This is a genomic window from Actinokineospora sp. PR83 (assembly GCF_021056305.1).
GTDB classification, from domain to species: domain Bacteria; phylum Actinomycetota; class Actinomycetes; order Mycobacteriales; family Pseudonocardiaceae; genus Actinokineospora; species Actinokineospora spheciospongiae.
In genome coordinates, this window is the sequence record NZ_JAJCXD010000123.1 from 89,332 (window position 1) to 111,448 (window position 22,117).

The 22,117-nt window shown below is 74.5% G+C and carries 18 protein-coding genes; 13 read left to right on the forward strand and 5 right to left on the reverse strand.

What is annotated here, in order from left to right; genetic code table 11:
• Positions 1-14 precede the first annotated feature (14 nt).
• The gene (locus L6E12_RS31895) at positions 15-1,280 is read right to left on the reverse strand and encodes an FAD-binding protein (RefSeq protein ID WP_236231637.1); all 1,266 of its coding nucleotides are present in this window, start codon (positions 1,278-1,280) and stop codon (positions 15-17) included.
• 95 nt (positions 1,281-1,375) lie between these two features.
• On the opposite strand from L6E12_RS31895, the gene L6E12_RS31900 reads away from it, so the two are divergent.
• A complete protein-coding gene (locus tag L6E12_RS31900; RefSeq protein ID WP_236231638.1) occupies positions 1,376-1,990 on the forward strand; it encodes a cysteine hydrolase family protein in 615 nt (204 codons plus the stop codon).
• A gap of 11 nt (positions 1,991-2,001) precedes the next feature.
• Here the strand turns inward: L6E12_RS31900 and L6E12_RS31905 are convergent, their stop codons facing one another.
• Genes L6E12_RS31905 through L6E12_RS35205 form a run of 4 tightly spaced genes read right to left on the reverse strand, consistent with a single transcriptional unit; the run spans position 2,002 to position 9,194 of the window.
• The gene (locus tag L6E12_RS31905) at positions 2,002-3,870 is read right to left on the reverse strand and encodes an FAD/NAD(P)-binding protein (RefSeq protein ID WP_236231639.1); all 1,869 of its coding nucleotides are present in this window, start codon (positions 3,868-3,870) and stop codon (positions 2,002-2,004) included.
• A complete protein-coding gene (locus tag L6E12_RS31910; protein WP_236231640.1) occupies positions 3,870-4,856 on the reverse strand; it encodes a TauD/TfdA family dioxygenase in 987 nt (328 codons plus the stop codon). Before L6E12_RS31910 ends, L6E12_RS31905 begins: the two co-directional genes overlap by 1 nt.
• A gap of 55 nt (positions 4,857-4,911) precedes the next feature.
• The gene (locus L6E12_RS31915; protein WP_236231695.1) at positions 4,912-5,334 is read right to left on the reverse strand and encodes a roadblock/LC7 domain-containing protein; all 423 of its coding nucleotides are present in this window, start codon (positions 5,332-5,334) and stop codon (positions 4,912-4,914) included.
• 35 nt (positions 5,335-5,369) lie between these two features.
• Complete coding sequence (locus L6E12_RS35205) at positions 5,370-9,194, reverse strand: nitrate- and nitrite sensing domain-containing protein (RefSeq protein ID WP_236231641.1); 3,825 nt, start codon at positions 9,192-9,194, stop codon at positions 5,370-5,372.
• Between the two features lie 547 nt (positions 9,195-9,741).
• Between L6E12_RS35205 and L6E12_RS31925 the strand changes: the two genes are divergently transcribed.
• From L6E12_RS31925 to L6E12_RS31980, 12 genes are all read left to right on the forward strand, one after another.
• Positions 9,742-10,794, forward strand: a complete 1,053-nt coding sequence (locus tag L6E12_RS31925; protein WP_236231642.1) for an ABC transporter substrate-binding protein — start codon at positions 9,742-9,744, stop codon at positions 10,792-10,794.
• A gap of 4 nt (positions 10,795-10,798) precedes the next feature.
• Positions 10,799-11,566 carry an ABC transporter permease gene (locus L6E12_RS31930; RefSeq protein ID WP_236231643.1) on the forward strand — a complete coding sequence of 256 codons (768 nt, stop codon included), beginning with the start codon at positions 10,799-10,801 and terminating at the stop codon, positions 11,564-11,566.
• Complete coding sequence (locus L6E12_RS31935) at positions 11,563-12,393, forward strand: ABC transporter permease (protein WP_236231644.1); 831 nt, start codon at positions 11,563-11,565, stop codon at positions 12,391-12,393. Before L6E12_RS31930 ends, L6E12_RS31935 begins: the two co-directional genes overlap by 4 nt.
• 40 nt (positions 12,394-12,433) lie before the next feature.
• Positions 12,434-13,711, forward strand: coding sequence for a LeuA family protein (locus L6E12_RS35600; protein ID WP_236231645.1), 1,278 nt, complete (start codon positions 12,434-12,436; stop codon positions 13,709-13,711).
• A complete protein-coding gene (locus L6E12_RS31945) occupies positions 13,708-14,985 on the forward strand; it encodes an aconitase/3-isopropylmalate dehydratase large subunit family protein (protein WP_236231646.1) in 1,278 nt (425 codons plus the stop codon). The genes L6E12_RS35600 and L6E12_RS31945 overlap by 4 nt, the downstream gene beginning before the upstream one ends.
• Complete coding sequence (locus L6E12_RS31950) at positions 14,982-15,512, forward strand: 3-isopropylmalate dehydratase (RefSeq protein WP_236231647.1); 531 nt, start codon at positions 14,982-14,984, stop codon at positions 15,510-15,512. The genes L6E12_RS31945 and L6E12_RS31950 overlap by 4 nt, the downstream gene beginning before the upstream one ends.
• 154 nt (positions 15,513-15,666) lie before the next feature.
• The gene (locus L6E12_RS31955; protein ID WP_236231648.1) at positions 15,667-16,038 is read left to right on the forward strand and encodes an Lsr2 family protein; all 372 of its coding nucleotides are present in this window, start codon (positions 15,667-15,669) and stop codon (positions 16,036-16,038) included.
• Positions 16,039-16,448: 410 nt separating this feature from the next.
• Positions 16,449-18,017, forward strand: a complete 1,569-nt coding sequence (locus L6E12_RS31960; protein ID WP_236231649.1) for an amidohydrolase — start codon at positions 16,449-16,451, stop codon at positions 18,015-18,017.
• Between the two features lie 67 nt (positions 18,018-18,084).
• Complete coding sequence (locus L6E12_RS31965) at positions 18,085-19,548, forward strand: sensor histidine kinase (RefSeq protein ID WP_236231650.1); 1,464 nt, start codon at positions 18,085-18,087, stop codon at positions 19,546-19,548.
• The gene (locus L6E12_RS31970; RefSeq protein ID WP_084176162.1) at positions 19,545-20,201 is read left to right on the forward strand and encodes a response regulator transcription factor; all 657 of its coding nucleotides are present in this window, start codon (positions 19,545-19,547) and stop codon (positions 20,199-20,201) included. Before L6E12_RS31965 ends, L6E12_RS31970 begins: the two co-directional genes overlap by 4 nt.
• 114 nt (positions 20,202-20,315) lie before the next feature.
• Entirely contained in the window at positions 20,316-21,671 is a 1,356-nt protein-coding gene (locus L6E12_RS31975; protein WP_236231651.1) for a hypothetical protein, read from the forward strand.
• Positions 21,668-22,087 carry a FixH family protein gene (locus L6E12_RS31980; protein ID WP_236231652.1) on the forward strand — a complete coding sequence of 140 codons (420 nt, stop codon included), beginning with the start codon at positions 21,668-21,670 and terminating at the stop codon, positions 22,085-22,087. Before L6E12_RS31975 ends, L6E12_RS31980 begins: the two co-directional genes overlap by 4 nt.
• The last annotated feature ends 30 nt before the right edge of the window (positions 22,088-22,117 follow it).

Here is a 22,117-nt window from a genome sequence, read left to right on the forward strand (position 1 = left end):
CAGAACAGCAGCGGTCAGAAGACCTCGTAGCCCGGGGTCATCAGGCCGTCCGGGTCGTGCTCGGCGCGTGCTCCGGCGAGGGCGGGGAAGCGCTCGCCGAAGTGCGCCGCCCAGTCGGCCGCGCTCATCGGCAGGGCGCTGACCGGGTAGAGCACGCCGCCCGCCGCGCGGACCAGCTCGTAGACCGCGCGGTTGTCCGCGACCAGCCGCCGCGCGGTCCCCGCGTCGCCCGCCGGGAAGCGCAGCAGGTTGAGCGCGAACAGGTCCCCGCCGCCCGGGGTGCGCACCAGCGGGGTCGTGATGGCGCCCGCGCGGATCGGCGACAGCGCGACCCGGCCGAACCGCCCGAGGTCGGCCGGGTCGGTCCGGTCCAGCAGCCGGGGGACCGCGTCGTCGGCGGCGTCGTCGCCGAGGAACGTGGTCAGCCACGGGTGCGGGTTCCCCCACGCGCCCAGCCCGCGCAACGCCGTTTCCAGCGGTTCCAGGCGCGAGAGCAGTTCGGCGTGGGTGACGGTGCAGGTCTCCACGGTGCCCCCGATGCCGTCCAGGACGTCGTCGGCTTCGCCGGAGAACAGCTCCGCGCCCTCCAGCGTGTACTTCCAGCCGTCGGGGGTCGGCAGGATCGCGCCCTGCAGGTGGTCCCACCGGCCGTCGGCCAGCAGCACCCGTGCGTCGGCGAGCATGGTGGGCAGGTCCGGGCAGGTGATCGCGTGGCGGCGGGCGTGCGTGGGGGCGTCGGTGAGCGCGAGCGTCACCTCGGTGATCACCCCGACCTGGCCGAGGCCGCCGCGCACCGCGTCGAACAGCTCCGGGGACTCGGTGGGCGAGCAGGTGCGCACCTCGCCCGCGCCGGTCACCACCTCCAACCCCAGGACGTGGTCGCTGGTGACCCCGAGGGCGTGGGTGGTCCCGCCGACCCCGCCGACGACGACCGTGCCGCCCACGGTCAGGTCCAGGTAGTCGGGCAGCACCGGGGGCAGCAGGCCGCGCGGCAGGGTCTCCTCGACGACCGCGCGCCAGGTGGTCCCCGCCGCGACCGTGATCCGCCCGTCCCGGGGCGCGTCGACCCGCCGCAGCCCGGACACGTCCACGACCACCCCGCCGTCCACTTGGGACCGACCGTAGACCGAGTGCCCCGCGCCGCGCGCGGCCAGCCGCAGCCCGTCCTCCCGGGCCCGGATGACGGCCGCCACCACGTCCTCGGTGCGCTCCGCGCGCACCACGCGCGCCGGTGTGCGGTGGACCAGGTGGCCGAAGTCGTCGTCCGCCGGTGTGCTCACTGTGCCCTCCCCGCGCGGTTCCCCGCATGGTCATCCACGATCCACTCCGGACCGTGTCCTTTGTCGTCCCCGTGTGCGAGCATCCGGTCGCGACTGTGAGCGAGGAGGACGCCGTGGTGACCGGTTCCGCGTTGCTGGTGCTCGACCTGATGAACGACCTTGTCCACCCCGACGGCAAGAAGGCCGGGGAGGGCTACCACCGCGCCATCGCCGAGCGCGGCGTGCTCGACCGCGCCGCCACCGCCGTCGAGCGCGCCAGGGCGGCGGGTGTCCCGGTGGTCTACGTCGTGATCGGCTTCGAACCCGGCTACGCCGACTGGCCCGTCGCCTCGCCGCTGTTCCGCGCCCGCACCGACGACGACAAGCCCACGCTGGGCACCTGGGGCACCACCGTGCACGACCGGGTCGCGCCGCTCCCCGGTGAGCCGGTCGTGGTCAAGCGCCGGGTGAGCCCGTTCCACGGCACCCACCTCGACCTGCTGCTGCGCGGTCTCGGCGTCGACACCGTGCTGCTGACCGGGGTCGCCACCGAGCTGGTCGTGCTCTCGGCCGCCCGCGAGGCCCACGACCGCGACTACCGCGTGCGGGTCCTGGCCGACGCCACCGCCACCGGCGACCCGGACGTGCACGAGTGGGCGCTGCGCATCATCGCCCGCACCGCCGAGGTCACCACGGTCGACGACGCGCTGTCCCCGGCCGCCGCGCGCTGAGCGGGGCACGGTCAGGTCCCGCCCTTGAGCACGTGCGCGGCGATCGCGTCGGCGTCGTGCACCAGGTCCCCCCACAGGCCGGGGCGGTTGCTGCCCACCTGCATGAACCACCGGGTGTGCTCGGTGGGGATGCCGACCACGTGCAGCCCGGTGTGCGCGCGGCCGTCGCGGTCCACCGGGTGGTACGGGCTCGTCGTCACCGCCACGCCCCCGGTGCGGAAGTCCCCGTTGGCGTAGGCGGTCCAGATGCCGCGCTCGCGCAGCCGCCGGGTCAGCGGGCTCAGGTCCCGGTCCAGGTCGGGGGAGGGGATGCGGGCGTCGACCACCACGTCGACGTGCACCGCCGCGCCGCCGACCACCGGTGAGGACACCGCGAACCGGCCCGCCGCCGGGTCCGGGTCGAACCGGGCCTCCGGGCCGATCACCCGCAGCACCCCCGCCTCCAGCAGCGCCAGCACCTGCCGCAGCCGCACCGGCGGCGGCCCGGCGGCCAGGAACGCGCTGCGCGGGCCGTACCAGTCGATCAGGTCCTCGCGGTGCGAGCGCGGGGTCAGGCCGGAGAAGTCCGCCAGCCGCATGATCATGCCCCGGCAGTCGCGCAGCACGTCCATCGCCGCCTTGTGCGGGGAGTCCACGTTGCCCAGCTCGGCCTCGGCCAGGTCCGCAGCGACCGCCTCGGTCAGCGCCGCGTCGAACTCGGCCCGGTCGGCGAAGGTGCGACCGGCGAACGGGCGGGCCAGCGCGTCCAGGTCGGCCTTGTCCACCAGCACCCCGTGCACCGCCGCCATCGCGGTCACGTCCGGCGGCACCGCCGGGTCGACCAAGCCCTCGACGGCGCGGGCCACGGCGTGGGTGAAGGCGACCCCGGCCTCCTCCCCGTCGCGCAGCCGCAGCCGGGTCGCGCAGTGGACCAGGTCCACCTCGGCCAGCAGCCAGGGCAGCACGTCGCGGCGGAAGTCCAGCGGCCCCGAGGGCACCCGGGCGCGGATGTTGTCCTGGGTGAACAGCGTCGGCCGGTAGGCGAACCGCGGCGGCTTCTGGTTGCGCCCGCGCGCGGGCAGCGGCATCCCGCTGCGCGACCCGGCCACCACCACCGGTTCGCGGCCCGAGGGCAGGTAGCGCAACCGGTCGCCGTCCGGCACGAACCGCCCGCCCCGCCCCAGGGTGAACGCGGCCAGCACGTCGTAGAACGACAGCCCCAGCCCGATCACCCCGACCGGCGTGCCCGGGGCGACCTCGGCCAGCGGCATGTCCGCGGCGGAGTCACCGCGCAGGTAGCGCGGGCCCGCCCGGTCGGCGGCGAAGTCGGCCAGCGCCTTCTCCCGGCCGGTCAGCTCCGGCACCGTGTGCCCGGTGGTCAGCACCACCTGGTCGGCGCGCAGGTCCTCGCCGTCGGACAGCCGCAGCAGGTAGCCGTCGCCGTCCGGGCCGATGTCCTCCACCACGGCGCGCACCCGCAGCAACCGCACGCCGCGCGGCAGGTTCTCCTCCACCGCGTCCAGCAGGAACCGGGTGTAGCGGCCGTAGTCCGCGCGCGAGGCGTACCCGTCCGGGCTGGCGTTCTCCGGGTCCACCCCGGCCCACCACTCGTACAGCGACGGCCCCGCGCCCGCCCGCACCGGGCCCTCGTCCGGCACCCCGGAGAACGCCGACACCATGCCCGCCACGGTGTTCATCAGGTACCACTCGGGCTGATCCGTCCGGTAGACCCGGCCCGCGCCCACCTCCACCGCGTCGATCAGGTGGATGTCGACCAGCCGATCGGTCTGCTCCTCGGCCAGCCGGGCCGCCATCCGCTCCACGGTGATCAGCCCGCGGGGGCCGCTGCCCACCACGGCCACGGTCTGCGCGCGCCGCGCGCCCTGCTCGTTGTGCATCATCAGTCCCCGACGCGCCCGACCACACCGTCGACCCAGCGGTCGGCGTGCGCGGCGGCGGCTGCCTCGTCGCGGAAGGCGTAGGTCTTGAGCAGCCACCGGGTCGCGGCCAGCTCCGGGTCGGTGATCTCCAGGTGCTCGCGGCTGTGCAGGCCGTCCTGGTTGGCGAAGGTGAACAGGTCGCCGGTGAGGATGCGGTGCCTGCTCTTGTCCGCGCGCACCAAAGCGTCCTTGAGGGCGATCAGCGCGTCCTTGGCCTCCGGCGGCGCGTCCGGCGCGACGGTCGTGTGCGTGTCCACGTAGCGCACGGTGCGCTCACCGGAGAAGATCGCGTGCTTCTCCGAGACGGTCAACGCCTCGTTGTTGTCCCGCGACACCACGTCGAACGGGGTGACGAAGTGCTCCTGCCGCAACGTTTCCCCGTGCTCCCCGACGTAGGCGCGCAGGGCGTCGCCGCTGACGAAACCGGTGTAGGTGACCTCGCTGTCGGGGCAGCGCATCCCCAGGAGGGTGATGTGGTCGGCGCGCACCGGGTGCGCGGCGCGGTCGTTGTGGAACGCCAGCTCGCCGTCGCTGTAGCCGGTCTGCTTGCCCCGGTAGCGGGTGATGGCGATGACGTCGACGTAGAAGTCACCGTTGAACCGGGTCGCGTACGACAGCAGCGGCGTGGCGGTCAACTGCCCGAACAGCTCCAGGAACGCCTCGCCGATGAAGGTCTTCTTCCGCGCGTACTTGTCGGTCAGCGGGTCGTCCTGGTCCAGCAGCGGGATCTCCGGGTCCAGCGGGCAGTTGCGCAGCGCGTGCGCGTGCACCCCGGCCGCGCGTTCGGCCCGCACCCGCTCGGCGACGCCCAGCAGCACCGGCGGCACCTCCCCGCGCTCCACCAGCCCGGCCACCTCGGCCGCGAACGCGGGCCGGTCGGTGTACGGGTGGGCGCGGACGGACCCCAGGACGGAGTAAAGCGAGTTCCGCTCAGTTTCGGTGAACACGTGCACGGGCAACATCGAAGGGATCACTCTCTCGGCATGGGACAGGTGTGCGGCGCTACTCCCGCGCGGCGGCGGCCAGCGACGCGCGCAACTCCGGGGTCAACCGGGCGCCGACCCGCTCGACCAGCGTGCTCATCTCGTAGGCCAGCAGGCCCAGTTCGCAGTCGGCCGCCGCCAGCACCGCCACGTGCGACCCCTCGCCCATGGACATCAGGAACAGGTACCCCAGCGTCATGTCCACACTGGTCTGCACCACCCGCCCGGCGTCCAGGCACTTCGCCGCCGCCTCGGTCAACCCGGCCAACCCGGACACGATCGCGGCCAACTGCTGCGCGTTGACCCGCGGCAGCGTCTCCGACGACGCCAGCACCAGCCCGTCGGAGGACACCACCAGCGCGTGCGCCGCGTCGGGCACCCTGGTCACGAACTCGGCCAGGAACCACCCGAGGTCGTCGTGCCTGCCCCCGGCCCGCGCCACCGCCGCCTCGCCCCGCCGCGACCGGCCCGGCCGGGTCACCGCTCGCCCCGATCGTCGCGCCCCTCGTCCACGTCGGCTCCGCGCGCCCGGCGCAGGCCCCGCTGCAGACCGGCCAGCCGGGCCCGGGTCTCCTCGGGGGTGCGCTGCGCGGGCGCCCCGAAACCGCCCGGCTCGTCGACGCCGTACCGGCCGTCCTCGGCGGACCCACCGGGATCGCCGCCGGGGGCGTGGCCGAACCCGCCGCCGGGTGCGCGGTCGAACTCGCCGCCGTCGCCGGGTGCGCGGTCGAACTCGACACCATTGCCGGGTGTGTGGCCGGATTCGGTGCGGTTGCCAGGTGTGTGGTTGGACCCGCCGCGGTTGCCGAGTGCGCGGCCGGGTCCGCTGCTGCCGCCAGGTGCCTGGTCGGAGCCACCGCCGTTCCCGGCGGTGCCGTGGACGCCGTTCGCGGCACCGGGGCGGTTCGGGTGGGTGCCCATCGCACCGTTGCCGAGGTCACCGCTGAGGCTGTCGCCCCGGAAGCCGTTCCCGGTACCCGGGCCGTTCCCGGCGCCGGGTCTGTTGCCGGTCGGGTCGGCGCTGTCGGAGCCCGCACGGCGACCGCGCCTGCTCTCGGCGGGGATCTCGGGTGCGCCGCCGTTCCCGGAGCCGTTCGGCTTGCCGTTGCCGCCCACGGGCGCGGTGCCCGGGGTCGGGCGCTGGGTGGGCAGGCCGTGCGGGGGTGCGGCGGGGCGCGGGTCGGACCCGGCGGTGCCGGGGCGGTCGGTGGCGGGGATGCGGTGGGTGTCCGTGCCGCCCGGCGCGCGGTTCGGGGCGGGGCGCTGGGCGGGGAGGCCGTGTGGTGGGGTCCCGGTGCGCTCAGTGGTGCCGCGCGGCCCGGAGCCGCCAGCGCCTGGCCTGCTGTGCGATCCCGTGCTGCCTCTCTGGCCCTCGCCGCTGCCGTTTCGGGAGCCGGTGCCGGGATTGCCCGGGTCGGTGGTCCCGGTGGCGTGGCCGCTGATGCTGGTCACACCGCCTCGACCGTCGCGGGTGCCTGCGTCCGGGGCGGTGTTCTCGGAGCTGCCCGCACCGCCGCGGGCGCTCGTGGGTGCTCCCGTGCGGCTTTCCGCGCCGCCCGGGCTTCGGGCGCCGTTGCTGTCGGCGGCGTGGGTGCTCGCGCGTGTTCCCGCGCCGGTGCGGCGGGGACCGGTGCCGCCAGGGCCGTCGCGCTCCGGGCGTGGTGGCCTGATCTCGGTGGGGTCCGCGCCGTCGGGCAGGGCGCGGACGCCGCGTCGGGAGCCGCTGTCGTTGCCCCGGGGGGCGCCGGGGGCGCTCGCCCGATCGGTCCGGGGGCCGGTGCCGTCCGGGTGCGGTGCGGTGCGGTCGGCGCGGGGCATCGGGGTGCCCGTCACCGGGGAGTCCGACTGCGGGGAGTCCGGCTGCGGGCGGCGCGGCCCGTTCGGCGGCTGTTCACCCCGGGTGCCGCCGGTCGACGGGGTGTCGGGGAGGGTGCGGCGGGGGCGGCCCCGGGTGGCGGCGGTGCGGTCGCCGGGGGCGGCGGGGGAGCGGCGGGGGAGGGCGCCGGGGCCCTGGCCGCTGTCCGGGACGTTGTCCAGTTTGGACCGGACCGCGCGCCAGTCCTCCTCGGCCGCGTCGGGTTCCGGGGACTCCTGGGGCTTGGGCTTGAACCAGGGGGCGTCGGGGTTGGCGCGGGCAGGCAGCAGGGTGCCCGCGAAGCCGCCCGGGGCGTGGGTGGGCGACAGGGGGTCGACCACGGTGGGCAGGCCGCCGGTGGCGCCGGGGTTGGTGGCCGGGCCGCCGCGGCGACCGGGTGTGGCCATCAGGTCCGCGGGCAGGGTGATGACCGCGGTGGTGCCCGCGTCGACGCCGCCGTGCAGGCGCACGCGGATGGCGTGGCGCTGGGCCAGGCGGGCGACGACGTAGAGGCCCATGCGGCGCGACAGCGACACGTCGAAGTCCGGCGGGTCGGCCAGGCGCTCGTTGGCCTCCTCCAGCTCCTCGTCGCTCATGCCCATGCCCTCGTCGGAGATCTGGATGGCGACCTCGCCGCTGCGCACCCTGGCCGAGCTGACCAGGACCTGGGTGTCGGGGGCGGAGAAGGTGGCGGCGTTGTCCAGCAGCTCCGCGATGAGGTGCACCAGGTCCTTGACGACCCGGCCCTGCACCAGCAGGTCGGGGACCTGCTTGACCCGCACCCTGGTGTAGTGCTCGACCTCCGACAGCGCCGACTCGACGACCTCGCCGACCGGCACCGGGCGGGCCATCCGCTTGGCCAGGCCACTGCCGGAGAGGATCAGCAGGTTCTCGCTGTTGCGCCGCATCCGGGCGGCCAAGTGGTCCAGGACGAAGAACCGGCCGAGCTGGTCGGGGTCCTGCTCGTTCTGCTCGAGCTGGTCGAGCTCGGCGAGCTGGCGCTCGATCAGCGCCTGGCTGCGCCGGGACAGGTTGACGAAGATCGCGTTGACGTTGTCGCGCAGCACGGCCTGCTCGGTGGCCATCCGCACCGCCTGCTCGTGCACCGCGTCGAACGAGCGGGCCAGTTGCCCGATCTCCTCGCCGCCGGACACCGCGACCGGGGCGACGGCGTTGCGGGACGCGGCGACCGGGTCCGGGTCGTCGAGGATGCGCTTGACCGTCTCCGGCAGCCGCACCCTGGCCACGTCGAGGGCCTCGCGGCGCAGCGTGCGGATCGGGGTCAGGATCGACCAGGCGATGTAGAACATCAGCCCGAGCGCCAGCACCAGCAGCGCGACCACGATGGCCGCGTCGCGGGTGGCCGCGGCGATGGCGCTGTCGGCGGCGGACTCGGCCTGCGCGCGCAGCCGGGCGATCAGGTTCGTCTCGACCGCGCGCAGCTTGTCGTTGGCCGCGACCGAGGTGTCCGACAGCATCACCACGTCGGTGTCGAGCGGGGCCACCGGGTCGGCGCTGGACAGCGCGGTCTGCGCGATCGCCCGGCGGCGGTCGACCTCCGGGCCGCTGTAGCCGTCGTTGTAGGTCTGCCGCTCGTCCGGGGTGGCGACCGCGACGAAGTCGGCGATGGCGGCGTCGAAGCCCGCGTCCACCGAGCGGGCCCGGTTCTGCACGATGCCCGCGCCGAAGGTGTTGTGCACGGCGGCGACCAGCAGCAGCGCGTCGAGCTGCGCGCCGCGCTCCTTGGCCTGCCCCAGGGTCTGCACGGCGGTGCTCACCCGGGACGGCCCGCTGTCGGAGCCGGACGTCGAGATCTCCCTGCCGAGCTGCACCAGCGGGTCGATGATGGTGTTGTAGCTGCTCAGCACGGCCAGGTCCGGGTACACCGCGCCCTGGGCGAGCTGGCGCAGCGCGTCGAGCTGGCGGAGCTGGTCGAAGGCGAGCTGGTAGCGGTCGCGCTTCTCGGCGTCGGGCAGCCGCAGGCCCCCGAGCGACTCGCGCAGCGCGAACACCGCTTCGTCCGTACGGGTGAACTGCTCGCGGATCCGGGCGTTGCCCGCCATCTCCTTGTCGCCCGCCGCGACCCGGGTGACGACCAGCGCGCGCTCGTGCTGCAACGCGTGCACGGTGGCGGTGACCTGCTGGGAGACGTCGACCTGGTCGACGATGCGCTGGTAGCCGTCGGCGTTGTCCAGCTCGGTCTGCACCCGCAGCCAGCCGAAGACGGCCGCGGTCAGCGCGGGCACCAGCAGCACCACGGTCATCTTGGTGCGCAGCCGCCAGTTGCGCGGCCGCCAAGCGCCGGTCGCCGCGGCGGGGTCGCGCCGGGGCCGGGGCCTGCGGGGCTTGGGGGCGAGGATGGCGCGCTCGTGCTCGGCGGCGGGATCGCCCGCCCGCCCGCCGTCGGGGCGCTCCTGGGCGGACCGGGTCTCGTCCTCGGCGCTCACCGGTCGCAACCCCCGGGCAGTGTCGTCTCCGGACACCTCGTCCACATAGTCCGCACTCTCCGCTGGTGGCCTCTGCTGCGCGTTCGTCCGACAGGCCGGTGGAGTCCCCTCCACCGTTGTCAGCGTTCAGTTACCCGGATTGCGCTGAATAAGCAAGCCGCCGATTCGGGCGCTCTCCACCGCTAGATACTGTCACGCCTTGATTTGACGAACCATCATTGGCCCGAATGGCGCAGTGCTGACCGGAAAGGAACCTGTTGTTCACTTTCGGATGTACGGTGACGCTTCGCAACTGATTCACCACCTGGGCGTTCCCCCTGCGTGAGCGGCATATCCGCAGCTCAGATTGTGTCGAGTGGACATGAATGGGCGGTATTCTCACGATGACCGCCGTTACTGGATGCACCCGCGATCCACGGTTCGACGGCGTATCGATGCCGCAGCGTGATCGACCGGCCTTGACAGCGGACTAAAGTCCCCTGGGCCGCGTGGAGAACGCACCCACGTTTCGGCGAGTCGATGAGTCTTCCCATGTGAGGAGCAAACGGTGGTGCAAAGCGGCGGCTCCCCCGGGCACGGTGCCCGGTCCCGCGGGCTGTTCCGGACGCTGCGAGCGGGTGCCGCGGTGACCGCGGTGGCCCTGGTGGCGTCCGGTTGCGGGCTGCTCGGCGGCTCCGACGACGACGCCGAGGCCGGGTCGTCGGCCGGTCCGGTCGAGAAGGCCACGGTCCGGGTCGCGATCATCCCGTCGACCGACATGGCGCCGCTGTGGGTGGCCAAGACCCAGGGCTACTTCACCGAGCAGGGCATCGAGGTCGAGTTCGTGACCAAAGGCGGCGGCGGTGACGTGATCACCAGCCTGCTCGGCGGCGACGTGGACTTCGCCTTCGCCAGCTACCCGCTGCTGGTGCAGGCGCAGCAGAAGGGCCGCGGCGCCACGAACATCAAGGTCGTCGCGGACGCCTCGGCGGCCAAGCCGGACACCACCGCGGTGGTGGTGGCCAAGAACTCCCCGCTGCGCAGCCCGGCCGACCTGCAGGGCAAGAAGATCGCGGTGACCTCCACCGGCAGCATGGCCGACCTGGCCGTGCTGGCGGGCATGAAGGCGGCCAAGGCCGAGACCGCGGGCATCCAGTGGCAGCAGATGAAGTTCCCGGACATGCTGCCCAAGCTGGGCAGCGGCGAGATCGACGCGGCGTTCCTGGTCGAGCCGTTCCTGTCCATCGCCCAGGCGCAGCTCGGGGTGTGGACGGTGTTCCAGCCCATGACCGGGCGGCTGGAGGGCATCGCGCTCAACGGCTACGCCGCGCTGGAGAAGACCACCCAGCAGTACCCCAAGACCGTCGCCGCCTTCCAGCGCGGGGTGGAGAAGGCCCACCGCGAGGCGGCCACCCGCTCCGGTGACGACGCCGTGCGCCAGGCGCTGATCCAGAACGCGAACGTCAAGCCGGAGATCGGCCCGGTGCTGCACCTGCCGGACTACCCGATCACCACCGACGTCACCCGGTTGCAGCGGGTCCCGGACCTGCTCAAGGAGTTCGGCCTGATCGCGGAGCCGTTCGACATCAAGCCGATGGTGCTGGCCACCCCCGCGGGCTGAGCGCGTGCGCGACGCCCTGCTGCGGGTCTGCGGAGCGGCCTGCGTCCTCCTGGTGTGGGAGGCCGCGGGCCGCTCCGGGCTGTTCCTGGACGGGTACCTCCCCCCGCCCAGCCAGGTGTTCCCGCAGGTCGTGCACCTGCTGGGGGACCCGGAGTTCCTGCTCGGCGTCGTCGCGACCGTGCTGTCCTGGGCGATCGGGCTGCTGATCGCCACGGTGGTCGCCGTCCCGCTCGGCCTGCTGCTCGCCGCCCGCCCGCTGGCCCGCGCGGCGAGCCGGGCGGTGGTCGAGTTCCTCCGGCCCATCCCCACCGTGGCGATGGTGCCGCTGGCGGTGGTGGTCGTCGGCGGCGGACCGGAGACCAAGATCGGCCTGACCGCCTTCGCCGCCGTCTGGCCGGTCCTGTTCACCACCATGTACGCCTACGACGAGGTGGAACCGCTGCTCGTGGACACGGCCAGGGCGTTCGGGCTCAACCGGTCGCGGGTGGCGCTGCGGGTCGCGCTGCCCAGCGTGGCGCCGTTCGTGCTGACCGGGGTGCGGTTGTCCGCCGCGATCGCGCTGTCGGTGCTCGTCGGCGTGGAGATGCTCACCGGCACCAGCGGCGGCATCGGTGAGTTCATCCTCCTGGCCTCCAGCGGGGCCACCAGGATGGACCGGGTGCTGGCCGCGGTGGTGGTCGCCGGGGTGCTCGGGTACCTGATCAACGAGGGCCTGGAGCGGGCGCAGGTCCGCTGGTTCGGGTGGCGCAGCCCCGAGGTGGCCGCGAGATGAGCACGGCCGCGGCGGTGCGGTCGCCGTGCGCCCGGCGCGCGGCGGGGGTGGCGGCGTTCGCGCTGCGCTGGGGGTTCTTCGCCGCCGTGGTCGGGGTGTGGCAGTGGGTCGCCGCCGCGGCGTACCACCCGTTCTTCCCCGCCCCGGCGGAGATCCTGGACTCCGCGCGGCGCCTGTGGTTCACCGGGGCGTTCCCCACCGGGGCCGTGGTCGACGGGCCGCTGGCCAGCCTGGGCCGGGTCGTCGGCGGGTGGGCGCTGGCGTCGCTGCTCGGCGTCGCGCTCGGCACGCTGCTGGGGCTGTCGCGGTCGGCGAGCGTCGCCGCGGGGCCGGTGTTCGCGTTCTTCCGGTCGCTGCCGCTGCCCGCGCTGGTGCCGGTGTTCGTGCTGCTGACCACGCTGGGCACGCAGATGGTGCTGACCGTGGTCGTGTTCGGCGCGGTGTGGGCGGTCCTGCTGGCCACCGTGGACGGGGTGCGCTCGGTGGACCCGGTGCAGGTGGAGACCGCGCTGGTGTACCGGGTGCCGTGGTCGGTCCGGCTGTTCGGGGTGGTCCTGCCCGCCGCGCTGCCCAAGGTGTTCGCCGGGCTGCGGGTCAGCCTGTCGCAGGCGCTGGTGCTGGTGGTGGTCGCCGAGCTGTTCGCCCCCAACGGCGGGCTCGGCGCGCAGTTGCGCGACGCGCAGAACAAGTTCGACTTCGCCGCCCTGTGGGCGGTGCTGGTGGTGCTGGGCGTGTTCGGCTACGCCCTCAACACCGCGTTGCTGGCCGTCGAGCGCCGCGTCCTGGGGTGGCACCGCGCGGCGGCCGGTTCCCTGGGGGGTCCGTGACCGAGCAGAACCGGTTCCCATCGAGAAGGGTTCGTTCCACGTGGACACCGACGACCTCGCCCACCCACCCCAGGACACCGCCGCTCACCCGGGACCGGCGGACCCCGTTCCCCTGATGCCCGCCGCGGTGGACGTCATCGACTGCACGCTGCGCGACGGCGAGCAGACCCCGGGCGTCTGGTTCACCGTCGCCGAGAAGGTCGAGCTGGCCACCATGCTCTCCGAGGCGGGGGTGCTGGTGCTCGACGCGGGCTTCCCGGCGTCCTCCGGCGCCGACGTCGAGGCGCTGCAGGGGATGCGGCAGGCGGGCATCGCCGCGGCGGTGGGCGCCACCGCCCGCCCGGTGCAGCAGGACATCGCCGCCGCCCGCAAGGCCCAGGCCGACGAGGTCTTCCTGTTCATGCCCACCAGCGACCTGCGGCTGCGCGAGACGCTGGGCATCACCCGCGACCAGGCGGCGCGGATCATGCGCGCCGGGGTGGACGAGGTGCTCGGCAACGGCATGGGCCTCAACATCGTCTTCGAGGACGCCACCCGCGCCTCCCCCGAGCACATGGCCCGGCTGGTCGACGAGGTGTGCCTGCCCGGGGAGGTGTCGCGGCTGATCCTGGCCGACTCGGTGGGCTGCGCGCACCCGGGGTCGATGCGCGCGCTGGTGCGCACCCTGGCCGAGCGGCTCGACCCGGCCATCGACATCTGCGCGCACACCCACAACGACTACGGCCTGGCCACCGCCAACACCCTGGCCGCGGTGGAGGGCGGCGCCCGCGCGATCACCTGCACGGTCAACGGCATCGGCGAGCGCGCGGGCAACGCCGACCTGGCCGAGTGCCTGGCCTCGCTGACCCACCTGCACGGCGTCGCGCACGGGGTGGACGCCACCGCCCTGCCGCGCCTGTCCCGCCTCGTCGAGCGGATCAGCGGCATCCACATGGCCGCGACGAAGCCGGTGACCGGCGGCAACGTCTACCGGCACGAGTCCGGGCTGCACGTGGACAGCATGCTCAAGGACGTGCGCAGCTACGAGGTGCTGCCGCCGTCCTGGGTCGGCGCCGAGCGCGGGTACGTGCTGGGCAAGCACTCCGGCACCTCGCTGGTGCGCGAGGTGCTGCGCCGCACCGGCACCGCCACCGACGTCGACGACGACACCGCCCGCCGCCTGCTGGACACCGTCAAGTCCACTGTGGACGGCTGGGACAAGTCGGGGCACGACGCCGCCCACGCGGCCAAGGAGCGGTTCGTCGCCACCGCGCTGGCCGGTGTGTCACCGGACGTCGTGGTCGCCGAGTACCACCGGATCGCGGGAGCGCAGTCGTGAGCGGCAGGACCATTTCCGACATCGTCATCGACGCCCACAGCCTCGACGAGGACCGGTCGGCGCTGTTCCGCCGGGTGTCGGTGGACGCCGTGCTCGGCCACGACGCCACCACCGCCCTGCTGATCGACGACTTCGAGCGGCGCGGACTGTCCATCTGGGACAAGTCAAAGGTATTGCTGACCAACGACCACTTCGCCCCGCCCGCCACCGCAGAGCGCGCCGACATCTCCAACAGGTTCCTCGGCTGGGCGCGCGGGCTGGACATGCCGAACCTGATGCTGGACAAGGGGATCTGCCACCAGTTGCTGGTCGAGCACCGGCTCTGCCAGCCGGGCGGGCTGATCGTCGGCGCCGACAGCCACACGATCATGGCGGGCGCGGTCAACACCTGCGCCACCGGCATGGGCGCCACCGACATCCTGTTCACCCTCGCCACCGGCACCACCTGGCTGCGGCTGCCGCCCACCATCGCCGTCCGCTTCACCGGCGCGCTGCCGCCGCAGTCCGGTGGCCGCGACATCGTCCTGGAATTGCTACGGGTGCTCGGCGAGGGCGGCGCGCAGTACCGCAGCCTGGAGTTCCACGACGAGACCAGCACCCGGCTGCCGCAGGACGACCGGTTCGCCATCTCCAACATGGCGGTGGAGATCGGCGCCAAGTTCGGCGTGTTCGCCGCCGACGAGGTCACCGAGACCTACTGCCGCGACCGCGACGGCCTGGCCGCCAGCGAGCCGCTCCTGGGCACCCCGGTCCGCCCGGACGCCGACGCGGGGTACGAGCGGGTGATCGAGCTGGACCTGACCGACCTCACCGCCCGGGTGGCCAAGCCGTGGTCGCCGGGCAACGTGGTGCCGGTCGCCGAGCTGGAGCCCACCGAGATCACCTCGGCGTTCCTCGGCTCCTGCGCCAGCGGGCGGCTCGCCGACATCCGCGACGCGGCCGAGGAGGTGGCGGGCAAGCAGGTCCACCCCAACGTCCGGTTCGTGGTCATCCCCGCCTCGGTGGAGGTGTTCAAGCAGGCCCTGCGCGCCGGGTACGTGGAGGTGCTGACCGAGGCGGGCGCGCAGTTCAACCACTCGAGCTGCGGGGCCTGCGGCGGGATCGACAAGGGCGTGCTCGGCGCCGCCGACGTGTGCGTGTCCAGTTCCAACCGCAACTTCCGGGGCCGGATGGGCCACTGGGACAGCCGCACCTACCTCGCGTCCCCGCGCACCGTGGCCCGCGCGGCCCTGCGCGGGGCGATCACCCCCGACCTCTACCGGGAGGCGCAGTGACCAGCGGAACCGACGGCGTGACCGGGCCGGTGGAGGGCAGGGTGTGGCGCTTCGGCGACGACGTGAACACCGACGTCATCCACCCGCCCGCCTTCTACAGCCTGGACCCGGACAAGGTCCGCCGCGGCCTGTTCCACGGCTACGACCCGACCATCGCCCGCGACCTGCGCCCCGGTGACGTGTTCGTCGCGGGGCGCAACTTCGGCTGCGGTTCCAGCCGGGAGACCTCCATCCGCGCGATCAAGCTCAACGAGGTCGGCGCGGTCGTGGCGGTCGACTTCGCGCGGATCTTCTTCCGGAACGCGACCAACAACGGGCTGCCCTGCCTGACCTTCGCCCGGCCCGCCGACCTGGAGCTGGTCGAGGCGGGCACCCGGGTGGTCCTCGACCCGGTGGCGGCCACGCTGACCTGCGCGGACGGCACCGTGGTCGAGCTGGTCCCACCGGGGGAGTTCGTGCGCGAGATCTGGGCCGCGGGCGGGTTGCTCAACCTGCTGCCCACCGGGATGAGCGCACCGGAGTCGTGAATTGCCCCGGCATTCCCGGGCGTCTCACCAATGGTGACGAGGTCGACATTCCCGCGATCGGCGATACGCTGATCGGGGTGGTGCATGGCGTCGCGGGCTCGGATGTGATCCAATAATGGATAGGATCTGCCCGTTTCCGCAAAAAAGGTGTGCCATGGCTCAGAAGACGATCGTGCAACTGTTCGATGATCTGGACGGTTCCCCGGGCGATGACATTCGCCCGATCGAGTTCAGCCTCGACGGTGTGCATTACGAAATCGACCTGAACGAGGCCAACGCCGCCCGCCTCCGCGAGGAGATGGCCGAGTTCGTCAACGCCGCCCGCCGCACCGGCGGCCGGGTCCGCCGCGGCGGGGCGCCCGCCAAGGCCGTCGGCGAGGTCCGCAGCAAGGAGCAGACCAAGGCCATCCGCGACTGGGCCAGGCAGAACGGCCACGAGATCTCCGAGCGCGGGCGCATCCCGTCCGCGGTCGTGGAGGCGTTCGAGGAGGCCCACGCGGGCAAGCGGCGGCTGTCGGCGGTGTAGCCGTGCCCGGCCGCGTCCGGCGGCCGGAATGGGTCGGGGTGGGCCGGGGCGCAAGACCACCGGGTTGTCGGCCGCCGGTATCGGCGGACCGGTGGGGCGAGCCCCGGCGCCCCCGGCGCACCCGGGTGAAACGGGCGGAGTCCGGGCAATCGCGCTGCCCGTTCGACGTCACCTGTTGATACCGGCGGTCGGTGTCACCCCCGATACCGCCGGTTGGTGCCACCCGTTCCCGCCGCCCGTTCGGCGCGCTCTGGCGGTCGGATGGCGGTGTGCCGGGTCGCGATCTGTGTTCCGCCGATCACCGGCCGTCCGTGCCGGGCTTTCCCGCGCCGCATTCACCGGCGAATTGCGCGGGTGCGCCCACCGGACTGCCCATTCCGGGCGCGAATCCGCCGCCCTAGGCTGGTGGCATGCTCGATCTCCTCTTGGTGGGCGGCCGGTTCACCACCCTGGACCCGGCCCGACCGCGCGCCTCGGCGCTGGGCGTGTGGCGCGGTCGCGTGGTGGGCCTCGACGAGCAGGTCACCCGCCTGCCCGCGCGCCGGGTGGTCGACCTGCGCGGCGCCGTGGTGCTGCCCGCCTTCGTCGACCCGCACGTGCACCTGGCCTGGACCGGGCTCGCCGCCGGGGCCGCCTCGGTGGCCGCCGCGACCTCGGTCGCCGAACTGCTCGCCACCGTCGGCGCCGCCGCCGCGGCCCGCCCGGCGGGGGAGTGGGTCGACGTCGTCGGCTACGACCAGCGCGGGCTCGGCCGCCACGTCACCGCCGCCGAACTGGACACCGTGGCCGCCGGTCGGCGGATCAACCTCGTGCACGACTCCGGGCACGCCTGCGTGGTGGACTCCTCGGTGCTGGCCCTGCTGCCCGCCGGGACCGCGCACCGCGACGGGCTGCTGGTGGAGGCGGGCGCGGGCCTGGTGCGCGAGCTGCGCCAGCCCTACGCGCTGAGCGAGCTGGTCGCCGCCATCGAGCGGGCGGGCACCCAGTGCCTGGCCGAGGGGATCACGGCGGTGGCCGAGGCGGGCATCGGCGGCGGCCTCATCCGGCACAGCCCGGTCGAGCTGGACGCCTACCAGCGCGCCGAGGAGCAGGGCAGGCTGCCGCTGCGGGTGCGGCTGATGGTCGCCGGGTCGCTGCTGCGCCCGGTCGCCGCGCACGGCACCGACGACACCCCGAGGGCGATGGACCTGGGACTGCGCACCGGCTTCGGCGGCGAGCGGTTGTCGCTGGGCGCCCTCAAGGTCTTCACCGACGGCGGCATGATGGCCCGCACCGCCGCGCTCACCGAACCGTACGTGGGCGAGGCGGGCGCGGGGGAGCTGTACGCCCCGGCCGACGAACTGCGCGGGGTCATCGTCGACGGGCACCGCGCGGGCTGGCAGCTCGCCGTGCACGCCATCGGCGACCGCGCCGTCGACGTCGCCCTGGACGCGATCGAGGCCGCGCAGACCGCCCACCCGCGCCCCACCGCCCGGCACCGGGTCGAGCACGCGGGCCTGGTCCGCCCCGACCAGCTCCCCCGCTTCGCCACCCTGGGCGTCACCCCGGTCGTGCAACCCGCCTTCCTCTGGTCCTTCGGCGACGACTACGCCCGGATCATGGGCCCCGACCGCGCCCCCTGGCTCTACAGAGGACAGTCCTTCATCGACGAGGGGGTGCGGCTGGTCGGCAGCTCCGACCGCCCGGTCACCGTCGGCGCCCCGCTGCGCGCCATGCAGTTCCTGCTCGACCGCACCTCCGCGCTGGGCACGGTGGTCGGCCCGGCCGAGGCGGTCACCCCGGCCACCGCCGTGCACGCCTACACCACCGAGGCCGCCTGGTCCTGCCACTGGGAGGACGACCTGGGCGCGCTCACCCCCGGCTCGCTGGCGGACCTGGTGGTCCTCACCGCCGACCCGCACCACGTGCCCCCGGCGGAGATCGCCGTCCGCGCCACCGCCGTCGCGGGTGAGGTCGTGTGGGGCGAGGAACTGTTCTGAGGGGCGCGGACCGGTCGGATCCCCGACACCGGACCACCGCGCGGGGCGGAAGTGCGAAGCTGGACGGGTGTGGGACACAGCAGCCGCGCTGCGCCGGGAGTCGCTGGTTGTCGCCGCCCTGTGCGCTGTCGCCGACGCGTCCACCATCCTGCTGCTGTGTCCGGCCGCCGGACGCAGCGGGTGGGGACTGCTCGCCCTGGGGCTGACCGTGCTCGCCGACCTGGCGCTGGCGACCCCGGCCCGGTTCTCCGGGGTGGTGGCCGCCGCGCACTCCGCGTTGCAGGTCGCGGGGCCCGCGATGCTGGCCGGGCTGGGCTGGTACCAGGGCGCCAACGAGACCGGCCTGCTCGTCGCCGGGTACCGGGCGGGCGCCTGGCTGGGCACCCGCGAGGCGGTCGTCGTGCTGGCGGTCCTGCTGGTGGGCACGCTCGTCGGCCGCGTCGGCTTCCCCCCGTCGGAGGTGGGCGGCGACTGGCGCCTGGTGGGGCTGCACGCGCTGACCACGGTCGTCCTGCCCTGGCTGGTCGGTCGCAACACCACCGCCCGGCGCGGCCACCAGGCCGAGGTCGAGCAGCGCGAGACCAGCCGCCGCATCGAGGAGCGCGCCGCCGTCCGCCGCGCGGTCGCCGAGGAGCGCACCGCCATCGCCCGCGACCTGCACGACGTCATCTCCCACCACGTCAGCGCCATCGGCGTGCACGCGGGCGCGGCCCGCCTCGCCCTCGGCGGCCCACCCGACCCGGTCGGCCGGTCGCTGTCGGCGGTGGAGACCGCCAGCCGCTCCGCCATGGCCGACCTCCGCCGCATGCTCGACCTCCTGCACCACGGCGACGCCGCCACCCGCCAACCCGGCCTCGACGACCTCGACGACCTGGTCCGGGTGACCAGGGCGGCGGGCCTGCCCACCCGCCTCACCACCGCCGGGGTCGCCGTCGACCTGCCGCCCTCGGTCGACGTGGCCCTGTACCGCGTGGCCCAGGAGGCGCTGACCAACGCCCTGCGCCACGGCGGCGGCGAAGGCGCCGAGGTCACCCTCACCCGCACCGACACCGAAGTGGTGCTCACCATCGCCAACGACCTGCCCCCCGACGCCGCACCCCCCGGCCGCCGCACCGCCCCCGCACCCACCCGCACGGGCCGCGCGGCTCGAACAGGCCGCGCCGCCGCAGACCCCGCCCACCCGGATCACCCGGACGCCGCGTCCGCCCACGGGGGCCGTGGTGTTGCGGCGAGCCCCGTCGACGTGGGCAGCGCCGCGAATGCCGCTCGCGGCGCAGACACCCGTGCGGGCACCGCCGACTCCACCCGGGCAGGCCGCGTCGCCGTGGACCCCGCTCACCCGGGTCGCACCGCCGCTCCACCCGCCCGCGCACACCGAACCCCCGACGCCGAGCCCGTCGACGACGTCCTGGTCCACCGCGGCCTGCCCGGCATCCGCCAGCGCGCCGCCCTGTTCGGCGCCTCGGTCACCTGCGGCCCCGACGGCGACCGGTGGGTCGTGCGGGTCACCGTCCCCCTGGAGGCCAGGTGACCGTCCGCGTCCTGCTCGCCGACGACCACGCCATGTTCCGCTCGGGGATGCGCGCCGTCCTCGACACCCAGGCCGACCTGGAGTGCGTCGGCGAGGTCGGCGACGGTGCCGCCGCCGTCCGCGAGGTGGCCCGCCTCCGCCCCGACGTGGTCGTCCTCGACGTGCGGATGCCCCGGCTGGACGGCCTGTCCGCCGCAGAGGCCATCCTCGCCGCCCCCGGCAACCGCACCCGGGTCCTCGTCCTCACCACCTACGACCTCGACGAGTACATCTACCGCGCCCTCAGCCTCGGGGCCAGCGGCTTCCTGCTCAAGAGCCTGCCCCCGGAGGAGTTGGCCTCCGCCGTCCGCGTGGCCGCCCGCGGCGACGCACTCATCGACCCCTCGGTCACCCGCAGGCTGGTCGCCCGCTTCACCGCCAGCCTCGCCCCCGCCCCCGGCCTCGCCGCCCCCGACCGCCTCACCGTCCGCGAGCAGGAGGTGCTGCTGCTGGTCGCCGACGCCCTGAGCAACGCCGAGATCGCCGCCGAACTCCACATCGGCGAGGAGACGGTCAAGACCCACGTCTCCCGCGTGCTGTCCAAGCTGGGCCTGCGCGACCGCGTGCACGCCGTCGTCTACGCCCACCGGCACGGTCTGGTCCGCAGGCCCTGAGCCGGTCCGCCGATTCCCCACCGGTGCCCTCAGGGGTTGTCCCCCGAACGGGGGAGTGGGAAATCCCCTGGTGACGGGACGAAACTGTCGGTGCCGGTCGGTAGCGTGCCCGGTGTGCGGGGATGGGTGGTCGCGGCGTTGGTGCTGCTCCTGGGTGGGGCGGCGCCTGCCGCGTGGGCCGACGGGGGGCCGGTCGGGGGCGACCTGCACGTCGCGCAGACGTTGGGGGATCGGGAGTTGACCGTGGTGGTGCGGCGGGTCGACGGGGCTCCCGCGCCGGTGTCGGTGGACGTCGTGGGGCACGTGGGGACCGCCGCGGGGGAGTTGCGGCTGCGGGTGGTGCCCGCGGGTGGGCGGGTGACCGGTGAGACCACCGTGCGCGTCGGCGGGCCGGGGGCCACCTCCGCCACCCTGTCGGTCGACCGGTTCGGGCCGTGGGAGTTGGAGCTCGACGACGGGGCGAACACCGCGCGCATCCCGTTCACCGTGCCCGAGCGGGTGACGCCCGCGTGGGAGCGGTTCACCTACGGCGGGTTCGTCGCCGCGGGGCTCTTCCTGTTGCTGGCGCTGGGTTTCGCGCTGCGGACGGGGGTCGGGCGCGGGACCGTGCTGGCGGTGGCGGGATTGGTCGTGGCGGTCACCGTCGCGGTGACGGCGGCGCTGCTGTCCGCGTCGATCCCCGTCGCCGCGCCGCCGTTGGACGGGAGTCGGCCACCGGTCAACATGGCCGTGCGGGCGGTCGACGCGCGGGCCGGGGTGCCGGTGGCGCTGGCGGTGGACCTGACCGACGCGTCGACCGGGCGGCCGGTGGACGACCTGCGCGTGCAGCACGCCGCGTTCGTGCACCTGGTGCTGGTGAGCCCGTCCGGTGTGCTGACCCACGTGCACCCGGTGCGGGTGCGGCCGGGGCACTACGCGGCGACCTTCACCCCGGGCGAGGGCGGCCGGTTCGGGCTCTCCGCCGAGCTTTCCCGCGCGGGGGCCGGGGTCCAGGAGGTGCGGGCGACGCTCGACGTCGCGGGCGATCCTGCGGTGTCCACTGTGGTCCCGGGTGTCGGGCCGCGGCAGGCCGACGGCGCGACCGTGGACGTCTCCTCGGGGCCGCTGGTCGCCGGGCGGGCGGTGACGGTGGCGGCGGACTTCGGCGGGCCTTCCGACCTCCAGCCGTGGCTGGGGATGCGCGGGCACCTGATCGTCGTGGGGCCGCTGCCGCCGGACGCGCCGGTCGGCGCCGCCGCGGTGGCCGCGCCGGTGTGGGCGCACGCCCACGCCATGGTGCCGCCGACGCCCGGCGCGGTCGGCGGGGAACCGGACGAGACCGTCGCCGCCTACGACCCGGAGGTGGACTTCACCTTCACCTTCCCCCAGCCCGGCCGGTACCGGCTGTGGTTCCAGGCCGAGCGCGGCTACCGGGTGATCACCGCCCCGGCCGTGTTCGACGTCCCCGCCGACCCGGGCGGTGCGCCGTGACCCGCACCGGGAAGACCGTCTTCGCCCTCGTCGTGGTGGCCGTGCTCGCGGGCGCGGTCCTGCTGTGGCGGCTGGGCTCCGGGGACGAACCGGTCGAGTTGAGCGGCGGCACCGACAGCTACGCGCTGCGCGTGCGGTTCGACGGCCCGACCACCGTGGGGGAGAGCGCGCTGAACATCGAGGTCGCCGACACCGCGGGCACACCCGTGTCCGCCGACGAGGTGACCGTCGAACCGGTGATGCCCGAGATGGGGCACGCCGAACCCGCCGTGGCGGCCACCGCCGAGGGGGTGCCCGGCCGCTACCGGGCCACCGGCGCCCGGCTGACGATGGCGGGCACCTGGGAGATCACCGTGACGGTCCGCTCGGGCGGCAAGCAGGAAGCCGCGGTGTTCCCCATCGCGGTCCGCAGTTGAGTGATCGGCAGTCGGATGACCCGCAGTCGG